General features: G+C 44.9%; 19 protein-coding genes and 1 pseudogene. 2 read left to right on the forward strand and 18 right to left on the reverse strand.

What is annotated here, in order from left to right; translation table 11 throughout:
* The 7 genes from NE638_RS03705 to NE638_RS03735 form a co-directional block, all read right to left on the reverse strand.
* Window positions 1-1,028, reverse strand: a 1,028-nt coding sequence (locus NE638_RS03705; RefSeq protein ID WP_173740086.1) for an ABC transporter permease subunit, incomplete at its 3' end; no start/stop codon positions are given.
* A 4-nt stretch (window positions 1,029-1,032) separates the two neighbouring features.
* Entirely contained in the window at window positions 1,033-2,571 is a 1,539-nt protein-coding gene (mmsA, locus tag NE638_RS03710) for a multiple monosaccharide ABC transporter ATP-binding protein (RefSeq protein WP_173745792.1), read from the reverse strand.
* 85 nt (window positions 2,572-2,656) lie between these two features.
* Window positions 2,657-3,685 carry a multiple monosaccharide ABC transporter substrate-binding protein gene (chvE, locus tag NE638_RS03715; RefSeq protein ID WP_227574350.1) on the reverse strand — a complete coding sequence of 343 codons (1,029 nt, stop codon included), beginning with the start codon at window positions 3,683-3,685 and terminating at the stop codon, window positions 2,657-2,659.
* A gap of 308 nt (window positions 3,686-3,993) precedes the next feature.
* A complete protein-coding gene (locus tag NE638_RS03720) occupies window positions 3,994-5,073 on the reverse strand; it encodes a sugar ABC transporter substrate-binding protein (RefSeq protein ID WP_022426667.1) in 1,080 nt (359 codons plus the stop codon).
* 5 nt (window positions 5,074-5,078) lie between these two features.
* The gene (locus NE638_RS03725; RefSeq protein WP_022426666.1) at window positions 5,079-6,677 is read right to left on the reverse strand and encodes a response regulator transcription factor; all 1,599 of its coding nucleotides are present in this window, start codon (window positions 6,675-6,677) and stop codon (window positions 5,079-5,081) included.
* Window positions 6,655-8,163 (reverse strand): sensor histidine kinase, encoded by a 1,509-nt coding sequence (locus tag NE638_RS03730; protein ID WP_022426665.1) that lies wholly within the window; start codon window positions 8,161-8,163, stop codon window positions 6,655-6,657. The genes NE638_RS03725 and NE638_RS03730 overlap by 23 nt, the downstream gene beginning before the upstream one ends.
* Entirely contained in the window at window positions 8,141-9,169 is a 1,029-nt protein-coding gene (locus tag NE638_RS03735) for a sugar ABC transporter substrate-binding protein (RefSeq protein ID WP_022426664.1), read from the reverse strand. The genes NE638_RS03730 and NE638_RS03735 overlap by 23 nt, the downstream gene beginning before the upstream one ends.
* A gap of 141 nt (window positions 9,170-9,310) precedes the next feature.
* Here NE638_RS03735 and NE638_RS03740 point away from each other — a divergent pair, with 141 nt between their 5' ends.
* Both NE638_RS03740 and NE638_RS03745 read left to right on the forward strand, forming a co-directional pair.
* On the forward strand, window positions 9,311-9,895 hold the full coding sequence (locus NE638_RS03740) for a TetR/AcrR family transcriptional regulator (protein ID WP_022426663.1): 585 nt from the start codon (window positions 9,311-9,313) through the stop codon (window positions 9,893-9,895).
* Window positions 9,896-10,052: 157 nt separating this feature from the next.
* On the forward strand, window positions 10,053-12,017 hold the full coding sequence (locus tag NE638_RS03745; protein WP_110103302.1) for an oleate hydratase: 1,965 nt from the start codon (window positions 10,053-10,055) through the stop codon (window positions 12,015-12,017).
* A 145-nt stretch (window positions 12,018-12,162) separates the two neighbouring features.
* Here NE638_RS03745 and larE read toward each other — a convergent pair whose 3' ends face one another.
* The 11 genes and pseudogenes from larE to NE638_RS03800 all read right to left on the reverse strand — a co-directional run bounded on the left by larE (window position 12,163) and on the right by NE638_RS03800 (window position 24,082).
* The gene (gene larE, locus NE638_RS03750) at window positions 12,163-12,990 is read right to left on the reverse strand and encodes an ATP-dependent sacrificial sulfur transferase LarE (protein ID WP_173745793.1); all 828 of its coding nucleotides are present in this window, start codon (window positions 12,988-12,990) and stop codon (window positions 12,163-12,165) included.
* Between the two features lie 256 nt (window positions 12,991-13,246).
* On the reverse strand, window positions 13,247-14,047 hold the full coding sequence (locus NE638_RS03755; RefSeq protein WP_173745794.1) for an MBL fold metallo-hydrolase: 801 nt from the start codon (window positions 14,045-14,047) through the stop codon (window positions 13,247-13,249).
* Window positions 14,048-14,441: 394 nt separating this feature from the next.
* Entirely contained in the window at window positions 14,442-14,804 is a 363-nt protein-coding gene (locus NE638_RS03760) for an inorganic diphosphatase (RefSeq protein WP_244094794.1), read from the reverse strand.
* A gap of 91 nt (window positions 14,805-14,895) precedes the next feature.
* The gene (locus NE638_RS03765) at window positions 14,896-16,500 is read right to left on the reverse strand and encodes a xylulokinase (RefSeq protein ID WP_173745827.1); all 1,605 of its coding nucleotides are present in this window, start codon (window positions 16,498-16,500) and stop codon (window positions 14,896-14,898) included.
* Window positions 16,501-16,608: 108 nt separating this feature from the next.
* A pseudogene (locus NE638_RS03770) lies at window positions 16,609-16,941 on the reverse strand (L-arabinose isomerase family protein); the annotation flags it as partial.
* The gene (locus NE638_RS18190; RefSeq protein WP_256137108.1) at window positions 16,916-17,065 is read right to left on the reverse strand and encodes a substrate-binding domain-containing protein; all 150 of its coding nucleotides are present in this window, start codon (window positions 17,063-17,065) and stop codon (window positions 16,916-16,918) included. The gene NE638_RS18190 and the pseudogene NE638_RS03770, both read right to left, overlap by 26 nt.
* Before the next feature lie 152 nt (window positions 17,066-17,217).
* The gene (locus NE638_RS03780; RefSeq protein ID WP_118062740.1) at window positions 17,218-18,543 is read right to left on the reverse strand and encodes an alpha-glucosidase/alpha-galactosidase; all 1,326 of its coding nucleotides are present in this window, start codon (window positions 18,541-18,543) and stop codon (window positions 17,218-17,220) included.
* A 311-nt stretch (window positions 18,544-18,854) separates the two neighbouring features.
* The gene (locus NE638_RS03785) at window positions 18,855-19,775 is read right to left on the reverse strand and encodes an AraC family transcriptional regulator (protein ID WP_173745795.1); all 921 of its coding nucleotides are present in this window, start codon (window positions 19,773-19,775) and stop codon (window positions 18,855-18,857) included.
* A gap of 149 nt (window positions 19,776-19,924) precedes the next feature.
* The gene (locus NE638_RS03790) at window positions 19,925-22,144 is read right to left on the reverse strand and encodes an alpha-galactosidase (protein ID WP_015526050.1); all 2,220 of its coding nucleotides are present in this window, start codon (window positions 22,142-22,144) and stop codon (window positions 19,925-19,927) included.
* Window positions 22,145-22,324: 180 nt separating this feature from the next.
* Window positions 22,325-23,164: a carbohydrate ABC transporter permease gene (locus NE638_RS03795; protein WP_021650444.1), complete on the reverse strand. Its 840-nt coding sequence runs from the start codon at window positions 23,162-23,164 to the stop codon at window positions 22,325-22,327.
* 15 nt (window positions 23,165-23,179) lie between these two features.
* On the reverse strand, window positions 23,180-24,082 hold the full coding sequence (locus tag NE638_RS03800; RefSeq protein WP_021650445.1) for a carbohydrate ABC transporter permease: 903 nt from the start codon (window positions 24,080-24,082) through the stop codon (window positions 23,180-23,182).

Genomic DNA, 24,082 nt, shown 5'->3' on the forward strand with positions numbered 1-24,082 from the left:
ATGATAACACCAGGAACTGTACCGGTACCACCATAAGCAGAAGCACCACCAATAAAACAAGCACCGATCGCATCCATCTCAAAGTTTGTACCAGCCTGCGGGTTGGAAGAATTCAATCTGGCCATTGTCACCATACCTGCGATAGCAGCCAGAAGACCCATGTTCAAGTAAGCAAGGAAATAAACTTTGTTCGTATCAATACCGGAAAGCTTTGTTGCCTTCTCATTACCACCAACTGCGTAGAAATAACGGCCTGTTGTAGTCTTGGAAGCAATGTATGTATAGATCGCGATGATCACTGCAACCCAGAGAAGAGAATTCGGGATACCTTTGTACTGAGCAAGTCTGAACATGAATGCAAGAACAACTACACAGATCAGAACCATCTTCACTGCAACACCACCGAAAGACTCAACACTGTAGCCTTTTTTTGCACGGTCTGCACGGTTTTTCATAACAAGTGCAACATAGACGATGCAGACAATAATGCCAACTACGAAACATGTTCTGTTAAATCCTTCACCTCCACCAAGGAAGTCCGGAATATAGTTATTGAACAGAGCCAGATAAGCATCCGGCATCGGGGCCAGGGTCTGTCCTTCCAGAACTACGTTGGAAAGGCCACGAAAAGCAAGCATACCTGCCAGAGTAACAATAAATGGAGGAATTCGTACATAAGCGATCCAGAATCCCTGCCATGCACCAATGGCAATACCCACAAGAAGCATCACGATCATAGTGAGATACGGGTTCATACTGTTGAGAACCATCATCTTACCACCGACAGCAGCAACAAAGCATACAACAGAACCAACTGACAGATCGATGTTACCACCTGTTAAAATACAGAACAGCATACCGGTTGCAAGAATAAATACATATGCATTCTGGGCTACCAGGTTATTTACATTCTGCGGAAGAAGCATAACGCCCTTTGTGTTCACAGAAAACATGATCACAACAAATACCAGAACAATGACCATGGTATATTTTTTTAATATTTCTGAAAAACTAATCTTTTTCTCCATCTTCTTACTCTCCTTTACCTGACTTCACGATCCTGGACATGATCAGCTCAGATGTAGCTTCCTCACCACTTACCTCACCTACGAATCTGCCCTCGTTCATGATATAGATTCTGTCTGACATTCCAAGCACTTCCGGAAGCTCAGAAGAGATCATGATCACAGATTTTCCTGCTGCGACCAGGTCATTGATGATACAGTAGATTTCATATTTGGCACCTACGTCAATACCTCTTGTAGGTTCATCCAAGATCAGAATATCCGGCTCTGCAAACATCCATTTTGCAAGAAGGACCTTCTGCTGATTACCACCGCTCAGGTTTCCGACATTCTGCTCAACTGTCGGACACTTGGTTTTCAGTTTCTTCCTGTATTCCTCAGCAACTGCGTATTCTTTATCCGTATCGATCACTTTTCCATTACTGATACCGGACATGTTTGCAAGTGTAGTGTTCATCTTTATGGACTTGGAAAGAATCAATCCGTTTCCTTTTCGATCCTCTGTAACATAGGCGAGCTTGTTGTCAATAGCCTCCTGAACTGTATTCAGCTTCACTTCTTTTCCATTCATGAACACCTGGCCGGAAATCTTAGTTCCATAGCTCTTGCCAAAAATACTCATGGCCAATTCTGTACGTCCTGCTCCCATCAGTCCTGAAATACCGACAACCTCTCCTTTATGTACTTTAAAGGATACGTTATTTACCACCTTACGTTCTGTATACAGAGGATGGTAAACATTCCAGTTCTTAACTTCCATGGAAACATCGCCGATCTTTACATTTGGACGTTTCGGGAACCGGTCTGTCATCTCACGTCCAACCATTCCCTGAATGATCCTCTGCTCAGAAAAATCGTCTTTCCTTTTATCCAGTGTTTCAATGGTAGATCCATCTCGGATAACTGTGATCTTATCTGCCACATAGGAAATCTCATTTAATTTATGGGAAATGATGATAGAGGTCATTCCCTGCTTCTTGAATTTCAGAAGAAGATCCAGAAGAGCTTTGGAGTCATCTTCGTTCAGTGATGCGGTAGGCTCATCCAGAATGAGCAGCTTTGCATTCTTTGCAAGTGCCTTTGCGATCTCAACCAACTGCTGTTTACCTACACCGATATCCTTGATCAAAGTTCTGGAGGATTCCTCCAGTCCCACTATTTTCAAATATTTATCTGCTTCCCCATAAGTTTCATTCCAGTTAATGGAAAAGCTCCTGCCTCTTTCATTGCCCAGGTACATGTTTTCACCGATGGTCATATACGGGATCAGTGCCAGTTCCTGGTGAATGATCACAATTCCTTTATGTTCACTGTCTTTGATGGTGTTAAATTTACAGATCTCACCATCGTAAATAATATTTCCTTCATACGAGCCGTACGGATATATACCACTTAATACATTCATTAATGTAGATTTACCGGCACCGTTCTCACCTACCAGTGCGTGGATCTCGCCTTCCTCGACCTGGAGATTAACATTATCCAGTGCCTTTACACCTGGGAAAGTTTTGGTGATATTTTTCATTTCCAGAAGTATCTTAGCCAACTCAATTTCCCTCCCTTTCCACTGTTCATGCAGGCGGTTATATTCCCCGCCTGCATGTGATAAATTTCTTTCTTAAAAATTATGATTATTTGATCTGATCCTCTGTGTAGTATCCGGAATCGATCAGGATTTCTTTGTAGTTATCTGTTGTAACAACAACCGGATCGCAAAGGTATGTCGGGATGACACCTGTTCCGTTATCATAGGATTTTGTATCGTTCACTTCCGGCTCCTCACCTTTCATGATGGAGTCAACCATTTTTACTACTGCAGATGCAAGAGCTCTTGTATCTTTAAATACGGACATTGCCTGTTTTCCTGCTACAAGGTTCTTAACGTTCGGTGTATCACAGTCCTGACCGGTGATGATCGGATATTCTCCTGTGTAGGAAGCTGCCAGTGCATTCTCAACACCAAGGGCTGTGGAATCGTTGGAGCAGAGAACTGCGTCAAGGTTTGTTCCGTCAGAGTAGTTACCTGCGATGATGGTATCCATTCTGTCCTGTGCTTTTGCACTATCCCAGTTTGCGGTAGCAACCTGCTCGAACTCTGTCTGTCCGGATTTTACTACCAGCTTACCGTCATCGATGTATTTCTGGAGAACATCCATTGCACCACCGAAGAAGAAGTTACAGTTGTTATCACCAGGATCTCCTGTGAACAGCTCGATGTTGAATGGTCCGTCCTGATTATCAAGATCCAGTGCGTCTACCAGGTACTCGCCCTGTTTCTGTCCTACTTTGTAGTTATCAAATGTTGCATAATAGGAAACTGCATCAGAATTCATAAGAAGACGGTCATAGGAGATAACCGGAATTCCTTTTTCTTTGGCCTGTTTCAGAGGCTCGCCAAGGCTGCTTCCGTCGATGGATGCCACAACCAGAAGGTCGCATCCGTTTGCTACCTGGTTCTCAAGCTGGGAAACCTGTGTGCTTACGTCGTTGGATGCATACTGAAGGTCTACTTCATATCCTGCTGCCTCCAGCTCTTTCTTCATGTTCTCGCCATCCTGGTTCCATCTCTGGAGATCCTTGGTCGGCATGGTAACACCGATCAGTTTCTTGTCTGCTGCCTGTGCTGTTGCTGCCGGAACTACCACCATACCAGCTACCATTGTTGCGCAAAGAAGTGCAGATACCATTTTTCTTTTCATTGTAAAATCCTCCGTTTCATTATTTGTTTTTTGAATCACGTTTCCTTCGATGATGTTACTATAGCACAGGACTGTCTGGACATAGTTGGCAATGACAGAGACATTTTTTTGCAAAAGAAAAATGCCCTGCATCAGGCAAGACATTTTTGCACCAAAAATCTGCTATTGATTTTTGTCATAATTGTGTATTATTGCACATATGGCTACACTGCCACATTACTTGCAGAATTTCACCACCACATATATGCCGGTATGCAATCTGTTCTGCATTACTCTGTATCATAATCTGTATTGAGATATACTTCATCCCTTCTGTGGAAACCGCCGTCAATGATCACCTCATCAATATTATCCCTTGTAACGGCAACCGGTTCCAGCACCTTCGCCGGGATATCGTAGCTTCCATCGTTCATGGTATCTGTCACATCTGACGGAAGCTTTCCCTCTTCTGCCATCTTCACCGCATATTCAGCTGCCTGGCATGCCAGATCTTCGATAGATTTAAATGCTGTCATGTACTGGGTTCCTTCTACAATACGCTGACATGCAGCCAGATCACCATCCTGGCCTACCACGATCACCTGTCCGGCAAGCTGGTTTTCCGCAAGAACCTGTATCACCTGGCTGGCAATATCATCATTTCCACACATGATTCCCTTTACATCGGGGTACTCTTCCAGTGCCTCCTCCACATAATCTGCTGCCAGCTCCGCGACCCAGCCCTCACAGTTGGCTTCGTAAACCACCTTCAGATCACTGTTTTTCAGAGTGTCTTCAAATCCCTCTTTTACCATGTCCACATTGTTATCTGAAGCAGATCCCTGGACCATAAAAATCTTTCCGCCATCAGGGATCGCTTCCATCATGGACTGTGCCATGACCTCTCCGACTTTCCGGTTATCAAAGGAAATATACATGTCTGTATCCGCATCATTTACCATACGGTCATAGGAGATCACCCTGATCCCTACATTGTGGGCACGCTCCACAGCCTCAGATAATGCCTTGCAGTCTCTGGCAATGATCACGATCACATCCATATGCTTCCTGATAAAATAGTCGATCTGGCTGATCTGCTCTTTTGTATCTGCTCCCGCATCCTGAACATTCACTTCCGCTCCCAATTCCCTTGCGGTTGCCACGAATGCATCCCTGTCACGAATCCACCTCTCAATAACAAAGGAATCCACTGTAAGACCGATCTGAATTTTCTTTTCACCACTGTCTTCCTCTGTATCGTTTTCCTGTGCAGCTGTCTGCTTTATTTTTTCGGAAGCACAGCCATTCAGCATCAATGTCAACAGACACAGCAAGATCAACAGCTTCCTGATCATTTTCCCCCCGCTCATATTGTCTACCTCAACCTCTCTCTGAATTCACTTGGTGTCACGCCTTCGTATTTTTTGAATATCCTGCTGAAATAATTGGGGTCGCTGTATCCGGATTCCGCACAGATCTCCTTGATGGAAAGCCCTGAATCTTTGAGAAGTTCTCTTGCATTCCGAAGCCGCACTTCTGTAAGATACTCGATAAAATTTCCTCCGGTCTCCTGCTTAAAAAGCTTGCTGAAATAATAAGGGCTGATATCCACCTCCCGTGACACCTCATCCAGTGAAATATCTTTTTTGTAATTGTCCCGAATATAGGACTTTGCTTTTTCGATAATAGAAACCGCTTCTTTTTCCCTTGCACTTTCCATGTTACTGCAGATTTCTGATGTTTTGCCCAGGAACCATTTTTTCATTCCTTCTATATCTGTATATTCCTGGATCTCATGAATATAATTTCTGCGGCAGCTGATCGCATATTTCACGGTACCTGCAAAAAAGGCCTTTTTTTCCACTCCCATCACAAGCTCCAGGATCTTGATGCGCATGTCCTCCAGATCTACTCCCGGCTGCTTCTCCATCCACCTGATAAATTCCTCGGCACAGCTTAAAGCTCCTGCCACATCCTTATCCATCACCCGCTTTTCATAGCGACGTTCCAGATCTCTTGGATATTCGCCGTCATATTTCTGTGCAGCCGGAACATCCTCAATATGTATAACATGGCTGGTGCTTTCCCGAAGTGCGATCATGGCCTCCTTGAAGGATTCTTTCATGGTGCTTCCCATCTCCTTCACCCGGCCGATACCACAGCGAAATTTACTGTCGATCCTGCTTTCCAGCTTATGTACCATGTTTCTGGTTCTTGTTACAACCTCCACACGTTCCTCATAGGACTCCCTGGAATTACGGTATGGAACAAGCAGTACAATACGGTTTCCCATAATGGGTCCTACCAGACATTCAAAAAATCCCTGAGCGATTTCCCGGAATGTGGAATAAAATTTGTTTGCCTTCACACTGGCCCCCACCGCATTGGTAAGAACGCCATTTTCCGTGGAATCCCCGAATTCAGCCACGATCATATATCCATATTCTTCCCGGATATCCAGAAGCTCCCTGTAATTATCCTGATATGTCTGAAAATCATCCTGCAGAAGAATATTATTGATATATCCGCTTTCGATCATGGGCACAACTGTCTCCAGCTTTTCACGGATACGGAGATCATCGCTTCGCTTCTGTCTTGTGTAATCTACCTTTTCCATAGCTTTGGAGCATGTTTCCAAAATCACCTTTTTGTTTACCGGCTTGGTAAGAAATTCCATAACTCCAAGATTTACCGCTTCCTTGGCATAATTAAATTTATCATAGGCTGTAATGATCACAAAGACCACAGATCTGTTAAATTTCTGAATTTCCCGGATTGCCTGGATCCCACTTAAGCCCGGCATCTGAATGTCCATAAAGCAGATATCCGGCGGATATTTCTCCGCCTCCTCCACAACCACACGGCCTGTCTTGGCTGTATGGATCTCACATTCATTTCCATAGTTGGAACTTATAATATTTTTCAGGGATTCCAGCATGATCCCCTCATCATCAGCAATCAGGATTCTGTACATTTTTTTCGCTCCTCTCCAGAGGAATATTGATCACTACCTCTGTTCCCATTCCTTCACCTTCACTGTATATTTCCATTAATCCGTCCCGCTCATAATATAGTTCCAGACGGCTGATCACATTATTCATTCCGATTCCCGTGGAATCACCCTCGCCTGAACTGCTGTGGACTTTTTTTGACAGTACTCTTTGTATCTGTTCTCCGGTCATGCCCAGTCCGTTATCCCGAACACTGATCTCAATATGGTCGTTCCATTTCTCCACACTGAGATCAATATGTCCTTCCCAATCTATATTCCGGATTCCATGATTGACTGCGTTTTCCACAACCGGCTGCAGGATCATACTGGGAACACGTACATTTTCCACATCACATTCCACTTTTTTTGAAAAATGGATGTCCCCGGCAAACCGTACATTCAGAATATAAATGTAATTATCCACAGCCTCCAGTTCTTCCTCCAGTGTGGCATCTTCCTCACCCTTCTTTACATTGTAGCGAAAAAAATCTGCCATCTTTTCCACAAAGATACTGGTTTTTTCTGCATCCTCCATCATTGCAAGCTGTACTCCTGCATTCAGGGAATTAAAAAGGAAATGCGGGTTGATCTGAGACTGGAGATACTTAAGCTGTGCCTCCTTGAGATGTGTTTCCATCAAAAGCTCCCTCTCTATCATCTGCTGTTCTTTTTCCATGCTGGCCTTTGTCCTGGCAATGTAAAGACCAAGATTATCCACCATGGTATTAAAGGCTCTTGTTACCGTTCCAAGCTCATCCCTGGAATCTGCTGGGGGCATCTTTACATTAAAATTCCCCTGACCTACCAGCTGTGCAGTTTCTGCCATATTAGTCAGCGGCAGGAACATCTCCCTTGTTGCCATGATCAGAAGGAACATTCCACAGATCACCACCAGAAGCATGATCATCATATTACTGATCTCCAGATATCTCATAACCGCCCGGAGAGCTGCATAAGTCTGGGAATTTTCTTTAAAAAGCTGCTTGTTCAGCTCATCCATAGAACTCTGGATATAACTGTAAAGCTCCAGACTTTCATCATATTCCTGCTTATATTTCTCCACATTCCTGCCTCTCTTGGCAGCTACAGTTCCTGCGGTACAGGAAAGATATGATTCCGACATCTTACGTATCTTCTTCTCCAGAAGTTTTACGGAATCATCAATATTCCGTTCATTTAACTTCTCCAGCTCCTGCCTGTATTTCGCCTCATTCTGATAATAATCCATCAGTGCCTGAGAGTTTTTTACCTTCAGATACTGGTACATACTGTCCTGCACATCGTCAAAAACCTGCCCAAGCTCTGTGATCTGGGCATTGCTGGCATACACATCATCCATCTCCTGCATGGAGTTGTTGATCCGCGCATAAAACAGCATGTTGATGCTGAACAGTAAAACTGCCAGCACGCCAACCTCGATCATGATCTTGCTTACAAGAGAAAAGTCACTCCAACGGATCTTTTTCATCTGTGACTGCCTCCCTCCTCATCTTCTTCACTGCTGTTCTGTCAAGAAAATTAATGTCTACGTTGTAGAAAGAATTGGTTCTTCCATCTTCTATATAGCTGGTAACTGCCTCCACACTGTACTGTCCCAGCTGGGTCGTGTCCACATCACAGGTAACTGAAATAACACCTTTTTCAACTGCCGCCAGAATATCCTCAGATGTATAATAACCAATGATCTTCACTTTTCCTGCAAGGTTGAAATCCAGAATTGCCTGTCTTGCACACTCCGTTGTCTCCTCATCCATACACACAAGGATATCCGGAACATTCCGCTTCTGCTGAAAAATATCAGTAACTGCCTCCTCTGTTTCAAAGGTTCCTGTTGACAGAAGATTCCTTCCCTTGATCTCAATATCCTCAGAACCAGCTGCCATCTTCACCGCATTGCTGATCTGAGTGTATATCTGACTTTCGTTCATATCATCAATGTCCCGTTTCTGCAGGATCAGGATCTTCTTCGTGTTCTCATCCACGTATTTGGCAACAATTTCCCCGTAAGCCATGCCAAGCTGATAATCGCTGACTCCCACAAAGCTCTGGCGGCGGCTGTGCACCGCATCACTCATGACTGTAACCACCGGTATTCCGTTTCTTACTGCAGTATTGATTGCTTCTTCCAGACCGGCTTCTCCATTATACTGCAGGATAATACCATCCGCCTTGGCCGCAATACTCATATTCATATAATCAAGTTTATCATAGGATGTTTCTCTGTCCGGCCCCATGATCTCAATCAGTACATTATTGGGAGCTGCTTTTTTCTTCGCACTGTCATATACTGCCTGCCAGAACTGGGAATCGGGGCTGTCCACGATCATGTCATACTGATATTTATATATTTTCTCTTCCTGTTTATCCAACCCTGCTTTTTCACTGATTCCTCTGTAATAGGATTCTCCTGTCACATAAGTAAGTACTATCACGGCAGCAAAGATCAGCAGGATACAAACTGATTTTTTCTTCATAGTACACTCCGTTCTGTTCCGCAAAATATTCCAAGTTCAGTCTATCATAATTTCACAGAAAAGTCACTGTTTAACATGGATTTTCTGTGCACTTTCATGTTATATTAATAACTATAACCTTGCCAAAGGAGGCCGCAAGACATGACAAACGCAACCAAGCTTGCCCTGGAAGAATCCCTGAAACATCTGCTTCTTAAGAAGCCTTTAGATAAGATCACCATCAACGACCTGACTACGGACTGCGGGATCAGCCGCATGACTTTTTACTATCATTTCAAAGATATCTATGATCTTGTGGAGTGGTGCTGTCTGGAAGATGCCAGAATTGCCCTTCAGGGCAAAAAAACCTCTTCCACCTGGCATGAAGGGCTTCTGCAGATCTTTGATGCCGTGATGGAAAACAAGCCGTTTATCTTAAATGTATACCGCTGCGTGGGGCGGGAACAGATCGAGAATTATCTGTTCCAGCTTACCTGCGATCTTCTTATGGGCGTGGTAACAGAAAAATCAAAAGATATCCCCATCACGGATGAACAGAAAATTTTTATCTCAGATCTATATAAATACAGCTTTGTAGGGATCATGCTGGACTGGATCAAAAACGGCATGCGCGAAGATTATCGCGAAATCGCAGATGATACCGCAACCGCACTGTACGGAAGCATCGACAACGCCATCCGCAATTTTGCCGCCAGAAACAAAACAGCAGAAATGCATACAGAATAAAAACTTATCAAAACAGACATAATGATAAAAAACTGAACACTTTCGGTATTTTGTAAATAGAATCTTTTTTCCGGATGGGCTATCATAGCCTCAACAGCAACAAAGAACAGTTAATCCGATACAAACAGGTATCTCATTTACGAAAGGTGGATGTCATATGTCAGATAAAAAAGGATTCATGGGACTTGCAGCACTTGCGGCAGCCGGAGCCGGCGCAGCCATGCTGATGAAAAAAACAAGAGAGATCAACGAAGAGGAAAACCTCCATGTGAAAGAAACTACTACAAACTACCGCAACACCGAGCGTGGAAAGCATGACAAAAACAGCAAAGGGATTTATTATTCCAACGGTAACTACGAAGCCTTTGCCCGTCCGGAAAAACCGGAAGGTGTGGACGACAAGCATGCCTACATTGTAGGAAGCGGTCTTGCTTCCCTGGCTGCTGCATGCTTCCTGGTAAGAGACGCACAGATGCCAGGTGATCATATCCACATCCTGGAAGCCATGGATATTGCCGGAGGTGCCTGCGATGGAATCTTTGATCCGTCCAGAGGCTATATCATGCGTGGCGGTCGTGAGATGGAAAACCATTTCGAGTGCCTGTGGGATCTTTTCCGCAGTATTCCTTCCCTTGAAAAACCGGGTGCTTCTGTTCTGGACGAGTTCTACTGGCTGAACAAGCACGACCCGAACTATTCTCTCTGCCGTGCAACCGTCAACCGTGGACAGGATGCCCACACCGACGGAAAATTTAACCTGAGCCAGAAGGGCTGCATGGAGATCATGAAGCTGTTCATGACAAAGGATGAGGATCTTTACGATAAAACCATCGAAGATGTATTTGATGATGAAGTATTTGATTCCACCTTCTGGCTGTACTGGAGGACCATGTTCGCATTTGAAAACTGGCACAGTGCTCTGGAGATGAAGCTTTACTTCCAGCGTTTTATCCACCACATTGCAGGTCTTCCGGATTTCAGCGCCCTGAAATTCACCAAGTACAACCAGTACGAATCCCTGATTCTTCCCATGAAAAAATATCTGGAGGATGCAGGTGTTGACTTCCAGTTTAATACTGAGGTCACAAACGTGATCTTTAATTTTAAAGATGGCAAAAAGATCGCCACTGCTATCGAATGCAAGGTAAAAGATGTGGAGCAGGGCATCCTTCTTACAGAAAATGATTATGTTTTCGTCACTAACGGAAGCTGTACAGAGGGTACGATCTACGGCGACCAGAACCACGCGCCAAACGGCGATGCGGAGGTCCGTACCAGTGGCGTTTGGTCCCTGTGGAAAAATATCGCGGCTCAGGATCCGTCCTTCGGACATCCGGAGAAATTCTGCTCAGACATTGCCAAGACAAACTGGGAATCCGCTACTGTCACCACTCTGGACGACCATATCATCCCGTATATCACCAACATCTGCCAGCGTGACCCACGTACCGGCAAGGTTGTTACCGGCGGTATCGTAAGCTGCCAGGATTCCAAGTGGCTCTTAAGCTGGACCATCAACCGTCAGGGACAGTTCAAGGATCAGGACCCGAAAAAGGTCTGCGTATGGGTTTACGGACTGTTTACCGATGTTCCTGGTGACTATATCAAGAAACCGATGAAAGATTGTACCGGTAAGGAAATTACCGCCGAGTGGCTGTACCACCTGGGTGTTCCGGTAGATCAGATCGACGATATGGCAGAAAACAGCGCTGTCTGCGTTCCGACCATGATGCCGTACATCACCGCATTCTTCATGCCCCGTACCAAAGGTGACCGCCCGGATGTTATCCCGGATGGCTGTGTAAACTTTGCATTCCTGGGCCAGTTTGCGGAAACTCCTCGTGATACCGTATTCACAACAGAATATTCCGTACGTACTGCAATGGAGGCTGTATACGGACTTTTCGGTGTAGACCGTGGGGTTCCGGAAGTATGGGGAAGCGTTTACGATATCCGTGAGCTTCTGGACAGCAGTGTGAAGCTGATGGACGGAAAATCCCCGCTGGAGATCCAGCTGCCAGGGCCGCTAAATGCACTGAAGAAACCACTTCTTAATGTTGTGAAGGGTACTGTGGTTGAGAAGGTACTGCGGGATCATGATGTGCTGAAGGATTATATGTAAGATATACAGCCTGCCAGACAAATATTCTCAATCCGAAAATTAAGATTTGAACACAGTAACAGAACCTCCGGTTCTATTCGTGCAGCAATCCCCCGGAAATACTTCTCGCGCGGTATTTCCGGGGGATTATTTTATTTTCTGATACTTATTTTCCCAGTGTTTCATTCATACTTCCGGAACGGAAGCCCTGAAGATCCAGAGTCACGTAAGAAAATCCCAATGTACGGAATTTCTCTGTGATCTTTGTTCTTATTTCATTATCTGCAATTTTCAGGATCTCTTCTTCCGGAACCTCGATCCTTGCCATGGTACCGTGGATGCGAACACGGAACTGATGGAATCCCAGATCCATCAGAAACTGCTCGGCCTGATCTACCATGTGAAGCTTCTCCTCGGTAATGGTCTCACCGTATACAAATCTGGAAGCAAGACAGGCGAAGGATGGCTTGTTCCAGGTTGGAAGATTCATGTCTTTTGACAGCTCCCGGATCTCTTCTTTATAGAGGCCTGCTTCCTGGAGCGGACTGCGGACCCCAAGCTCCTGGATAGCCCTTTTTCCCGGACGGTAGTCGCCCAGATCATCCATGTTGGAACCTTCCACGATCATGTTCATATGGCGCGCCTTTGCAGCTTCCCAAAGTCTGATAAAGATGGCTTTTTTACAGATATAGCAGCGGTCCGGCGGATTCTGACGGAACCCCGGGATGTCGAATTCGTTGATCTTGCATATCTCCTGGCAAATGTGATTTTCCTGGCAGAAATCTTGCGTTTCTTTCAGTTCTCTGTCGGTGAAGGAGCATGGACATGCGGTAATGGCCATAGCTTTGTCGCCAAGTGTTTCCTGTGCAGCTTTCAGCAAAAATGTGGAGTCCACTCCACCGGAAAAAGCTACGGCTACACTTCCCAGGGAACGGAGGATTTCCTGGAGTTTTCTGTATTTTTTTTCAAGTGTGATGTTATCTGTTGCTGGCATATGTTCTGTCACCTCGTAATTTGTAAAATCTTATTTTTGCCGAATCCGAATCTGTAATTTTCAGATCTGTTCTTATTGACATGCTCTTGCAATGCTATGTGTGTATTCTTTATTGTAAACGATACCTTTTTGCCATACAAGTATTTTCTACCTGACAGATGTACTATGAAATTTATTAGTATCCTCTCTGTTTCCAAACATAATAAGACCGGAAATACAGCATATGCCATACTTCCAGTCTTTCTTTTTACAGTTATTACATTTCGATCACATCAAGATCATCCGGAACAAACAGATTTCCGTGATAATACTCTCTGCCTTCTGCTCCGTAAAGCTCTTTACGTTTCTTAATGTTCTTATCCTCTGTGTGATACAGGACAAGATTCTTAACTCCAAGGTTCTCAGCCAGCTCACTGGCATCCTTAACTGTGGAGTGATGCTTCTCATATGGATTGAAGATATCACGCTGTCCATACAGACAGAATGCTTCGTGGAACATCCAGTCGCTGCCTTTTGCGTATTTCTCTTCACATTCATTGTATGGCTCGTCTCCGCAACAGGTAAGCACCTTACCGCCGTCGTAGATCATCTGGAAACCGAACTGTTTCGCCTTGGTGGAACCGATATCAAAGAAGGTCACTTTCTTATTAAGAATTGCTTTTTTCTCGCCGTCTTTTACCTCGATCAGATGAAGTCTGTCACCGATGTACTGTGTCTCCTTCTTATTCAGAAGCTTAAATGCCATGTCTTTGAGAAGTCCGATCACTTCATCATGAGCATAGATGTTTGCCTCGCCCTGATAAGTGCCTTTTTTCATGTTCTGGCAAATGATGCGGATCACCCACACGATCCCCATGATATGGTCTACGTGCTTATGTGTAACAAAGATCTCATGAACATCCATCAGATCAACGCCAGCCTTCTTCAGCTGAGAAAGCACTGTATTTCCGCCACCTCCGTCAACCAGAAAATGGCCGTACTCATCGCTGAGCACAAAACATGTATTGTAGCACTCTGTTACCAGTGCGTTACCTGTTCCAAGCATGGTTAATTTCATTCTGTTCTCCTCCTGTATAGCCCTGGTCATCAAACATTCAGCCACCCACCATTCTGCTCTCTGACACTCTAACCGGCTGTCTCTGGTCATATTACAGACAAATATACAACCGTTTAATTTTTTGTTTTCTTATTTTTTCTGTGTTTTTCGTGTCCAATGATAACATTATGAAGAAATATTTTCAATGAGATCCATTCATTTTCATAGCAGAAAAATCAATCCACAAGTCTTCATAGATTCCTGTTTTCACAGAATCCAGTCCGGTGCTCCCTTGCATCCTCTGTCATCCAGTTTATCTGCATCGCAGATAACAGAAATATATAATATATGGATCCTGTACAAAAACAGGAGCAGTCACATGGCGTACCATGTCTGCTCCTGTTTTATATTTTTGTTATTCCAGCATATCTATCTCTGTCTCAAAATACTGTTCCTGAAACCGGACCTGTTCTTTGATCTCCTGAGCTGTCATGGTCATATCTTCCGGAACTGCCACCCATTTGTCTTCCACATCATTAAGGCGGTGGATGATGGCTATCACTTTTCCTGTAAATTCTTTTACCGGATGATCGATCCCCAGAACGTAAACATCCTGTTCCTCGCCGTCCGGAGCGATGATTCCTTCGATGTAGCCGTAATTTACCGGGTAAAAAAGCTCTTTGTGTTCCGGATGATAACTGTTCATTGGACGGTCGATCATGATATGTACAAGCTGGCCCGGAGTCGGTTTCTTCTTTTCATAAATCATCTGCTTCATTTATATTCCTCTTTAAGCACATACAATAAATTAACAGATTTTTCTATTATGCCAGTAAATCGAAGATTTTTATTTCAATCCGTTCTTCGTTTTACCATATCTCAGACTCTACAGCCGCACGCTCAATGCCAAGACCCTTCATATATCGATCCATAAATGCGTTGAATCCTTTCACACCTTCTGCTTCCGGCGCCAGTGTGCTGCCTTCGTTTCCTTTGAAGACATCTTCATCCAGGAAATCCGCAAGGTCTTCGCCTTCTCTCCTGTTAATCAGATAGGAAGCCAGAAGTGCGATTCCCCAGGCTCCGCCTTCTCCTGCTGTGGACATTACAGATACCGGTGCATCTACCGCATCTGCAAGAATCTGCTGGCCGACCCCCTTTGTCTTAAAGAGGCCGCCGTGGCCCAGAAGCTTATCAATTTTTACATGCTCCTGATTCAGAAGGATATCCAGACCTACACGCATGGCGCCGAGGCAGGTGTAAAGATTATTTCGCATAAAGTTTGCCAGTGTAAATTTGCTCTCAGGAGAACGTACAAACAGTGGACGTCCCTCTTCAAAGCCGGTCATATGCTCGCCGGAGAAATAGCAGTAGGAAAGAAGTCCGCCACAGTCCGGGGCGCCTTCCATGGCTTTGTTATAAAGAGTTCCGAACAGTTTGTTCATATCTACTTCCATGCCCATAGCTTCTGCAAATTCCTTAAACACATTTACCCATGCGTTCAGATCCGAAGTACAGTTGTTGGAATGTGCCATGGCAACCGGATCTCCTGCCGGAGTGGTAACCATATCGATTTCTTTATACGGTTTGGAAAGTGCCTTCTCCAGGACGATCATGGCAAATACAGATGTTCCCGCAGAAACATTTCCGGTACGCCGGCGGACACTGTTTGTGGCAACCATACCGGTTCCTGCGTCTCCCTCAGGCGGACACATCGGGATTCCAGCTTTCAGCTTTCCACTTACATCCAGAAGCTTTGCGCCTTCCTCAGTAAGAACTCCTGCATCCTGACCTGCCACCAGAGCTTTCGGCATAATATCGCGAAGCTTCCATGGGAAACCATAAGGCGCAATCAGTTCATCGAACTTCTGAACCATCTCCTCGTTATAGTCCTTCGTTTCACTGTCGATTGGGAACATACCTGCCGCATCACCGATACCAAGAACTCTTTTTCCGGTGAGTTTCCAGTGCACATAGGCTTCCAGAGTGGTGATATAATCGATATCTTTTACATGCTCCTCACCGTTAAGGATCGCCTGATACAGGTGTGCGATGCTCCATCTCTGAGGGATATTGTAATGGAAAAGCTCTGCCAGCTTCTCAGAGGCTTCTCCTGTGATGTTGTTTCTCCAGGTACGGAACGGGACCATCAGCTCTCCCTCTTTATTAAACGGCATATAGCCATGCATCATGGCACTGACACCAAACGCACCTACGCTTGTAAGCTCCACTCCATATTTTTTCTGAACATCTTCTGCCATATCCTGGTAACTGCCCTGGAGACCTTTCCAGATCTCCTCCAGGCTGTATGTCCAGATACCATCCACATACTGGTTCTCCCATTCATAGGCTCCGGATGCGATGGGCTGGTTCTTATCGTCCACCAGAACTGCCTTGATCCTTGTGGAACCAAACTCAATACCAAGAGCCGTGCGATTCTCAAGAATTGCTGTTTTTGCCTCATTTACTCCCATTGTAAAAAACCTCCCGTATTATTTGCTGAAATACATGCTGTTCCATCTCAGCTCATTCTGCAGATTCCGGATCGTTGTATCGCCATCAATATAAACCGCTTCAATCCCCATAGCTGCTGTTTTCCAGTCACCCTCGCCACCGAAGCCATAGCCTTTTTCCATCAGTCGCTGGATCGCAAGTCCCGGAAGCTGTTTCAGGGAGCCCAGATCACCAAAGTGTGTTACGATAGCCTGATAATTTTTCTCCTCGAGGAAGCGCTCAAAACCGATCTCGATCCCTGCCTGGACTGCTACATGCTTCTTAAATTCCTCAGGGTCATGTCCATCCAGAATCATATCGTATTTATTATAATATTCTTCTACCAGAACATCAATATCTCCCTGGCTTACATCCTGAACATATTCTGCGATCTCATTAACCGGATAAGCATCGATCTCCCAGTTTTTCCTGGGGATGGGTGATAGTGGTAATGCCCTGTCCCTGTCTTGCATATAGTGAATTATCATAGCCGGTTACCGCAACATCTTCCGGGATCCTTTTGCCCTGACGTTCCAGTTCTTCCATGACCTGGACAGCGATCTGTTGTTTTTATTATTTATCAAAAGTTCCATATAAAGAAAGGCCGGAACACCCTCTCCATTCTGGTGTTCCGGCCTTTATATGCTGCCTTGCATATTTATTTCAAAGTTTTTGCTGCCTTCCGATCATTTCCTGCCTTAGCGGTACATCTTCATATAATCCCCGTGTGCCTCGATCAGCTCATCACACATTGCCTGGATGTCTTTGATGTTCAGCTCTGCACCTGTGTGCGGGTCCATCATGGCTGCCTGATAGATCTTCTGGCGGTCTTTGGTCACTGCTGCCTCAATAGCAAGGAGCTGCGGGCTGACATTGGATGAGTTCATAGCTGCCAGCTGTGTAGGAAGCTTGCCCACTTTTACCGGATGTACACCGGTTCCGTCGATATAGCATGGAACCTCTACGCAGGCATCCGGCGGAAGGTTGTCGATGTAACCGTTGTTAAGAACATTTCCACCGATCTTGTACGGTGTGTTTGTAACAACAGCCTCCATGATGTAGGAAGCATACTCTTTACTTCTCTCATGGCCGATCTTGCCATCCTTGAGGATATCCTCGCGCTCTTTTTCCCAGCCCTCGATCTGTTTGATACATCTTCTCGGATATTCGTCAAGCGGAATATTGAACTCCTCGATCATCTCCGGATATTTGGATTTAATGAAGAACGGATTATACTCTGCATTGTGCTCACTGGACTCTGTGCAGTAGTATCCAAGATGACGGATGTACTCGTAACGTACCATATCCTCATGCTTCTCGCCGGAGGTATTCTTCTCCTCGGCGATTCTGCGGATCTCCGGGTACAGGTCGTTTCCGTCTTTGTCATGGATCTCAAGAAGCCATGCCATGTGGTTGATACCTGCGATCAGCTCGGTACGTCCCTCAAGCTTGTCTTCCATTCCCATTCCCTCAAGAAGTTTCTGGGAGCAGACCTGAACGCTGTGGCAGAGACCTACGGTGCGGATCTTTGTGAAACGCTGCATATAGCCGGTGAGCATTGCCATAGGGTTGGAGTAGTTCAGGAACAGAGTGTTCGGGCAGACCTCTTCCATATCCCGTGCGAACTCTTCCAGAACCGGAATGGTACGAAGTGCACGCATGATACCACCAATTCCCAGGGTATCTGCGATAGTCTGTTTGATGCCGTATTTCTTCGGGATCTCAAAGTCTGTTACTGTACATGGCTCATAGCCGCCTACCTGAATGGCATTGACTACGAAGTCTGCATCACGAAGTGCATCTTTACGGTTCTCAGCACCGAGATATGTTTTGATCACTGCGCGATCCTCATTTACGTTGTGGTTGATGGCACTTAAGATAATCCTGGAATCCTCCAGTCTCTTCTCGTCGATATCATAAAGTGCGATCTCGCTCTCGCGAAGTGCCGGTGTGCACATACAGTCGCCAAGTACATTTCTTGCGAAAACCGTGCTTCCAGCTCCCATGAATGTAATTTTGATCATGTTCGTTTCCTCCTGCTTTCTTTGTTGGATCTCTTATCCGGAATTGTTATATTTTTCTTTAAAATTCCTGATTTTCTGCTATTTCTGCGGTGCAGTCCCGCTTCGTTTTCTTTGTGATCTTATCATACTACCAGAAACTTGTTTAAAATATGTACTTTGATGTTAATAATTGTTGTTTTGTTGCATGAGATACCTGGAAGTAATTTTCTATAACATTTCTTATGACATAAAAAACTCTCTGCCCGATACCAGAATTTTATATATTCTGGCACAGACAGAGAGTTTTTTTCTTCGTGAAATATATCACAGAATCAGTCCTCAGATTCCGTATAATCCCCTTTTTTCCCCTTCACTACAAGTTTTCTCTTTTCTTCCTTGTATTCTCTCGGACTTCTTCCTGTTCTTGCCTTGAATACCTTGGAAAAAGCCAGCGGATCTCCATACCCTACTTTTGCAGCTACTTCACTGACCTGAATATCTCCGTTTTTCAGAAGAGTCTTTGCCTTCTCGATGCGAAGATTCATAAGATATTCCTGCGGCGAGCATCCGAGGCTTTTTTTAAACGAGCTGGTAAGATAGCTCCGGTTGACGCCAATGCGGTCTGCCAGCTCATTGATCTTCAGCCGCTTGTCAAAGTTGGCTGCAATGTAATCCACTGCATGCTCCACATAAACGGAATTTGGATATCTGTGGGATGGAAGAAGCTTGCCTTCTCTCAGACATGCATCCCGGTTATCTGTGATCAGGTCAGAAAAAAGAAGCATCAGAAGTCCGTTCCGTTTCAGTTCATTTTCAAAAACGAGCTTGTTGGTCCGTACCATTGCATCAATATACTTCGCCGCATTTTCCATGCAGTGGATCCTTCGGACCGGATTTTCCCTGCTGAAGCCGCTTACATGGATCACTTCCTCTGCAGTCATTCCCTCAAATCCCACCCAGCGGTACGTCCAGGGATTATCCATGTCTGCCTCATACCAGGCCTCCACACTGGCTGGGATCAGAAATGCTTCTCCACCTGTCAGATGATACTGATGGCCATCCATCTCAAAAACTCCGCTTCCGGATTCCACGATATGAAGTACATGAGAGATCCTTTTATTTGGTCCAAATCGATGTCCCGGATCGCATTTTTCCCACCCACAATAAGTAAGACAGAGATCCACCGCACCTTTCTTTAAATTCTCCAGACATTTATAGCTGTCCGAGTTTGTAAAACCAACTGTGTGAAGCAACTTGTCACCTCCCTGATGTCATATATTATGTTTCCGCCTGTGAGCTGCTCCGCCACCCAATAACAGGCCGCCATATCCGGCGGCCTGTTATTTTTCTGGTCAGGCGGATGTTTTTCTGCAGATAATTTTTATTCCATCATTTACAGAAATCAGTCCTCTGCTTCAATTGTATACAATACAGAATGGAAATCACCGTTTGTCTTATTGCAATAGTCACGATCAACCGGGATTCCTGCATACATCAGCTCATTTCCGTAAGCTTTCAGGCACTTATCTTCCCATTTTACTTTGTAAAGCTGGTCCTCGTCAAGACCCTTGAAGCGCAGACGCATCCAGGAAGCATTGACCTTGTTCAGTCTTTCATAGTATCCAGCAACTGCCTGTTTTTTGTCTCTGGAAACAACCATCCATGCAGTATCATTTCCTTCGAACGGGCTTAAGATACGGTAGAAATCGCCCTCCACCTGGATCAGGTCACGATGTTCCTTCATGAATTCCACCTGTGCCTTTACCTCTTCGATCTCTTTGGCACTTAAAAGGTTCAGATCCAGCTCATAGCCAAAGGTTCCGAAATATGCCACATTTGCTCTTGTAGAAAGCGGTGTGGTACGGTGCAGCTGATGATTCGGTACTGCTGATACATGAGATCCCATGCTGACGATCGGATAAACAAAGGAGGTACCGTACTGAATCTTTTCTCTCTCTGCTGCATCGGTATCATCACTGGTCCATGTCTGCGGTGCAAAATACAGCATTCCCGGATCAAATCTTGCTCCGCCGCTTGCGCAGGATTCAAAGAGGATGTCAGGGAATCTCTCTGTCAGTCTTGTATACAGCTCATATACACCAAGGATATATTTATGCATAGTCTTGCCCTGATCTGCTGCGGAAGCTCCGCGGCTGAACGGCTCGGACATATAACGGTTCATATCCCATTTAATATAAGAAATGGAAGATTCCTCGATAACTTTGGAGATGGAATCATAAATAAAATCCACTACTTCCGGTCTGGAAAAATCAAGAACGTGCTGATGTCTTGAGTGGGACTCAAAACGGTCCGGTGCTCCGATGAGCCAGTCCGGATGTGCTCTGTAGCAGTCGCTGTTCTTGTTTACCATCTCAAGCTCTACCCAGAGACCGAATTTCAGTCCCATCTCCTCGATCTTGCGGGAAAGTCCGGAAATTCCGTTTGGAAGCTTATTCTTATTTACAAACCAGTCGCCAAGGCCCTGGTAATCATCGTTTCTGGTTCCGAACCATCCGTCATCCAGAACGAAAAGCTCTACTCCAACCTCTTTGGCTTTTTTTGCAATATTAAGGATTTTTTCCTCATCAAAATCAAAATAGGTTGCCTCCCAGTTATTAAGAAGGATCGGGCGTGCATGATTTCTCCATTTTCCGCGCATCAGGCGGTCACGGTACAGTCTGTGGTAAGCCTGGCTCATTCCGTTTAAGCCCTTATCGCTGTATACCATAACGACCTCCGGAGTCTGGAATTCCTCATCTCTGGAAAGCTCCCAGGAAAATCCCTGTGGATTGATCCCCATCATAACTCGTGTCATCTCGTAGGTGGAAACCTCGACCTGTGCAAGGAAGTTGCCGCTGTACACAAAGCTGAAGCCGAAAACCTCGCCTGTATCTTCTGTTGTATGAGGACGCTTCAGCGCAATAAACGGATTCTGCTCAGAGCTGGAGCCGGTTCCTGCAAGACTCTGTACAGCCTGTGTACCCATCTCAAGTTTGCGTGTTTTTACATAGCGCTCACGTGCCCACGCACCGGAAAGATGGATCATCTCATAATCCATATCCGGGAACTCCACTGCTGCACTCATCACGTTCTCAAGACGGATCTTCTGATCCCCTTTCTGAACAAGGCGTGCACTTCTGGTGACCACCGGGTAATCCTCATATACGGAATATGTAAGAACAAGGTCTGTGTCCATCACAGAATCATGAAGTGTAATGTCCAGAGATGTTGCCTCTTCCTCGTTCTCTGTGTAGGTTGCCGGAAGACCGGCAAGCTTCTTCTTGCCGCCGTAAATCTCATGAGAAACATATTTGAAATCTACGATCTCGCTTCCGTTCTCCTGACGAACAGTAAGGGCAGGATTTCTGTAATCACCGGTTCCGTAAACAGGATACTCCTGTTTGGTATACTGCATGGAAAGAAGTCCCGGTTCCGGAACGCATACAGCCATCAGGGAACGCATGATCTCCTCGTGAAGATAACTGAAATCCTCTTTATCGCGGATAGCTTTTCCATAGTACAGATTCTCCATCTGGCCATTTTCCATGATACAGGTGATGTAGCTTAAATGTTTGTTATAAATGTGGAATGTCTTTGATCCCTCGTGAAATTTGATCGGCATAATTTTCTCCTTTTTTCGTTTACTGCGGATAAAAATATCCGCCTCTTTCCTTAAGAATCATCAGATAACTGTGCATTTTGGCATTTGCTTCGATAAAAATACCGCTGACAACCTTAATAACCAAATCCTCAGTTATATACATTGTCAGCGGTCTTGTATTACCTTATGTAATATTTCTGATTACAGTTTTCCACCGCTGGTAGCAATACCTTCGATAAACTGTTTCTGGAAGATCATGTAGATCACGATCATCGGAATGCAGGCGATCAGAGATGCAGCCATCAGTTCCGGGAATTTGGATACGTACTGGCCCTGCATCTTTGCAAGTGCGGAAGAAAGTACCAGCATATCCTTATCTGTATTAACGATCATCGGCCACATCAGATCTTTGAATGCGAATACAGCTGTGAAAATTCCAAGTGCGACCATACTGGATCTTGTAAGTGGTGCCATGATGTAAAGGAAGGTCTGACCGATGTTACATCCGTCAAGTCTGGCAGCCTCCTCCAGATCCTTCGGCAGTCCCATATATCCCTGTCTCAGAAGGAAAGTACCGAATGCAGTAACAATACCTGGGAATACAAGGGCAAAGATCGTATTCAGCATACCCATCTTGCTGACCATCAGGTACTGCGGGATGATGAAGATCTGTACCGGAACCATCATCTGGAACAGTACAAGACTGAAGCAGAGATCACGGCCCTTGAAGTTCAGTCGTCCAAATGCATAGCCTGCCATAGTTGCTGTAAGAACCGCACACACTACTCGGAAGAAGATCAGAAGCAGTGTATTCTTGTACAGAAGCAGGAAGTTCATGTTATTGATAACAGAAATAAATGCGTCTTTTCTCCATATTTTCGGGAAAATGGTGAAAGGATCTACAGATGTTGCTTCCGTTACAGTTTTAAAAGCTGTCAGGATCATCCAGATAAATGGCACAAGCATCGTTATGGACACAATGATCAGTATGACATGTATTAAAATAGTGGTTAATTTCTTTTTTGTTTCCATACTATCCATGGTTAATCCCCCTTTTTAGTTGTAGAATACCCATTTCTTCTGACCGATCATCTGGAATACTGTCAGGATCATGGTGATAATAAGAAGTACTACTACGATCGTAGCGCCGTATCCCATGTTCTTATTGATAAATGCATATTTATAGAACAGGTAAACCAGTGACTGAGTCTTGGTAAGTGCCGGGTTTGACTTGTCAATAACCATATAGATCAGGTCGAATACCTGAAGGGATCCGATCACACGGGTAACAAGTACGAAGAAAATGGTTGGTGAAAGAAGCGGGACCGTGATGTTAAAGAATGCATTCACGCCTGTTGCACCGTCAATGGATGCTGCTTCATAATAATCTCTCGGGATTTCCTGAAGTCCTGACAGGAAAAGAACCATATTGTAACCGATGATAGACCATACACCGATGATCGCAACTGCAAATACTGCAATTTTCGGATTAGAAACCCAGTTTACATGAACATGGAAAACGTTATTGATAAGACCATAATCAGAGTTGAACAGCCATCTCCATACCATGGCTACCGCTGCCGGAGCTGCTACCATCGGAAGGAAGATGATGGTTCTGTAAATAGAACGGCCCTTCATCTTTCTGTTAAGAAGTACTGCAAGAACAAGTGCGATGACAATGGAAAAAGGGACCTCCACGATCGCATATTTGAATGTGTTGATCAGTGCCTGCCAGATCTCTTTATCTGCAAAAACCTTCTGGTAGTTCTGTAAACCGATAAAGATATTTCCTTTACCAAAATCTCCTGTCTTGAAAAAGCTCTGGTAAATAGTCTGGAAGATCGGAATGATGTTCAATACGATCAGTCCGATTGTTGTTGGGAGAATAAACAGCCAGCCCCAGAGGAACTCACTGCGCTCTCTCTTTGTCCGTGCCTGTGACTTGGTAGTTTTAGCCAT

Source organism: Blautia sp. MSK.18.38, from assembly GCF_024460535.1.
Classification (GTDB): domain Bacteria; phylum Bacillota; class Clostridia; order Lachnospirales; family Lachnospiraceae; genus Blautia_A; species Blautia_A fusiformis.

Bases quoted from the DNA above. Each gene is read 5' to 3' on its own strand.
- chvE (WP_227574350.1), bottom strand. From the start codon at position 3,685: ATGGTAGCTGGTATGGTGGTAGTTCCGGCAGCAACAGCACAGGCAGCA.
- NE638_RS03720 (WP_022426667.1), bottom strand. From the start codon at position 5,073: ATGAGCGGGGGGAAAATGATCAGGAAGCTGTTGATCTTGCTGTGTCTG.
- NE638_RS03725 (WP_022426666.1), bottom strand. From the start codon at position 6,677: ATGTACAGAATCCTGATTGCTGATGATGAGGGGATCATGCTGGAATCC.
- NE638_RS03730 (WP_022426665.1), bottom strand. From the start codon at position 8,163: ATGAAAAAGATCCGTTGGAGTGACTTTTCTCTTGTAAGCAAGATCATG.
- NE638_RS03735 (WP_022426664.1), bottom strand. From the start codon at position 9,169: ATGAAGAAAAAATCAGTTTGTATCCTGCTGATCTTTGCTGCCGTGATA.
- NE638_RS03740 (WP_022426663.1), top strand. From the start codon at position 9,311: ATGACAAACGCAACCAAGCTTGCCCTGGAAGAATCCCTGAAACATCTG.
- NE638_RS03745 (WP_110103302.1), top strand. From the start codon at position 10,053: ATGTCAGATAAAAAAGGATTCATGGGACTTGCAGCACTTGCGGCAGCC.
- larE (WP_173745793.1), bottom strand. From the start codon at position 12,990: ATGCCAGCAACAGATAACATCACACTTGAAAAAAAATACAGAAAACTC.
- NE638_RS03755 (WP_173745794.1), bottom strand. From the start codon at position 14,047: ATGAAATTAACCATGCTTGGAACAGGTAACGCACTGGTAACAGAGTGC.
- NE638_RS03760 (WP_244094794.1), bottom strand. From the start codon at position 14,804: ATGAAGCAGATGATTTATGAAAAGAAGAAACCGACTCCGGGCCAGCTT.
- NE638_RS03765 (WP_173745827.1), bottom strand. From the start codon at position 16,500: ATGGGAGTAAATGAGGCAAAAACAGCAATTCTTGAGAATCGCACGGCT.
- NE638_RS18190 (WP_256137108.1), bottom strand. From the start codon at position 17,065: ATGGAAGAACTGGAACGTCAGGGCAAAAGGATCCCGGAAGATGTTGCG.
- NE638_RS03780 (WP_118062740.1), bottom strand. From the start codon at position 18,543: ATGATCAAAATTACATTCATGGGAGCTGGAAGCACGGTTTTCGCAAGA.
- NE638_RS03790 (WP_015526050.1), bottom strand. From the start codon at position 22,144: ATGCCGATCAAATTTCACGAGGGATCAAAGACATTCCACATTTATAAC.
- NE638_RS03795 (WP_021650444.1), bottom strand. From the start codon at position 23,164: ATGGATAGTATGGAAACAAAAAAGAAATTAACCACTATTTTAATACAT.
- NE638_RS03800 (WP_021650445.1), bottom strand. From the start codon at position 24,082: ATGGCTAAAACTACCAAGTCACAGGCACGGACAAAGAGAGAGCGCAGT.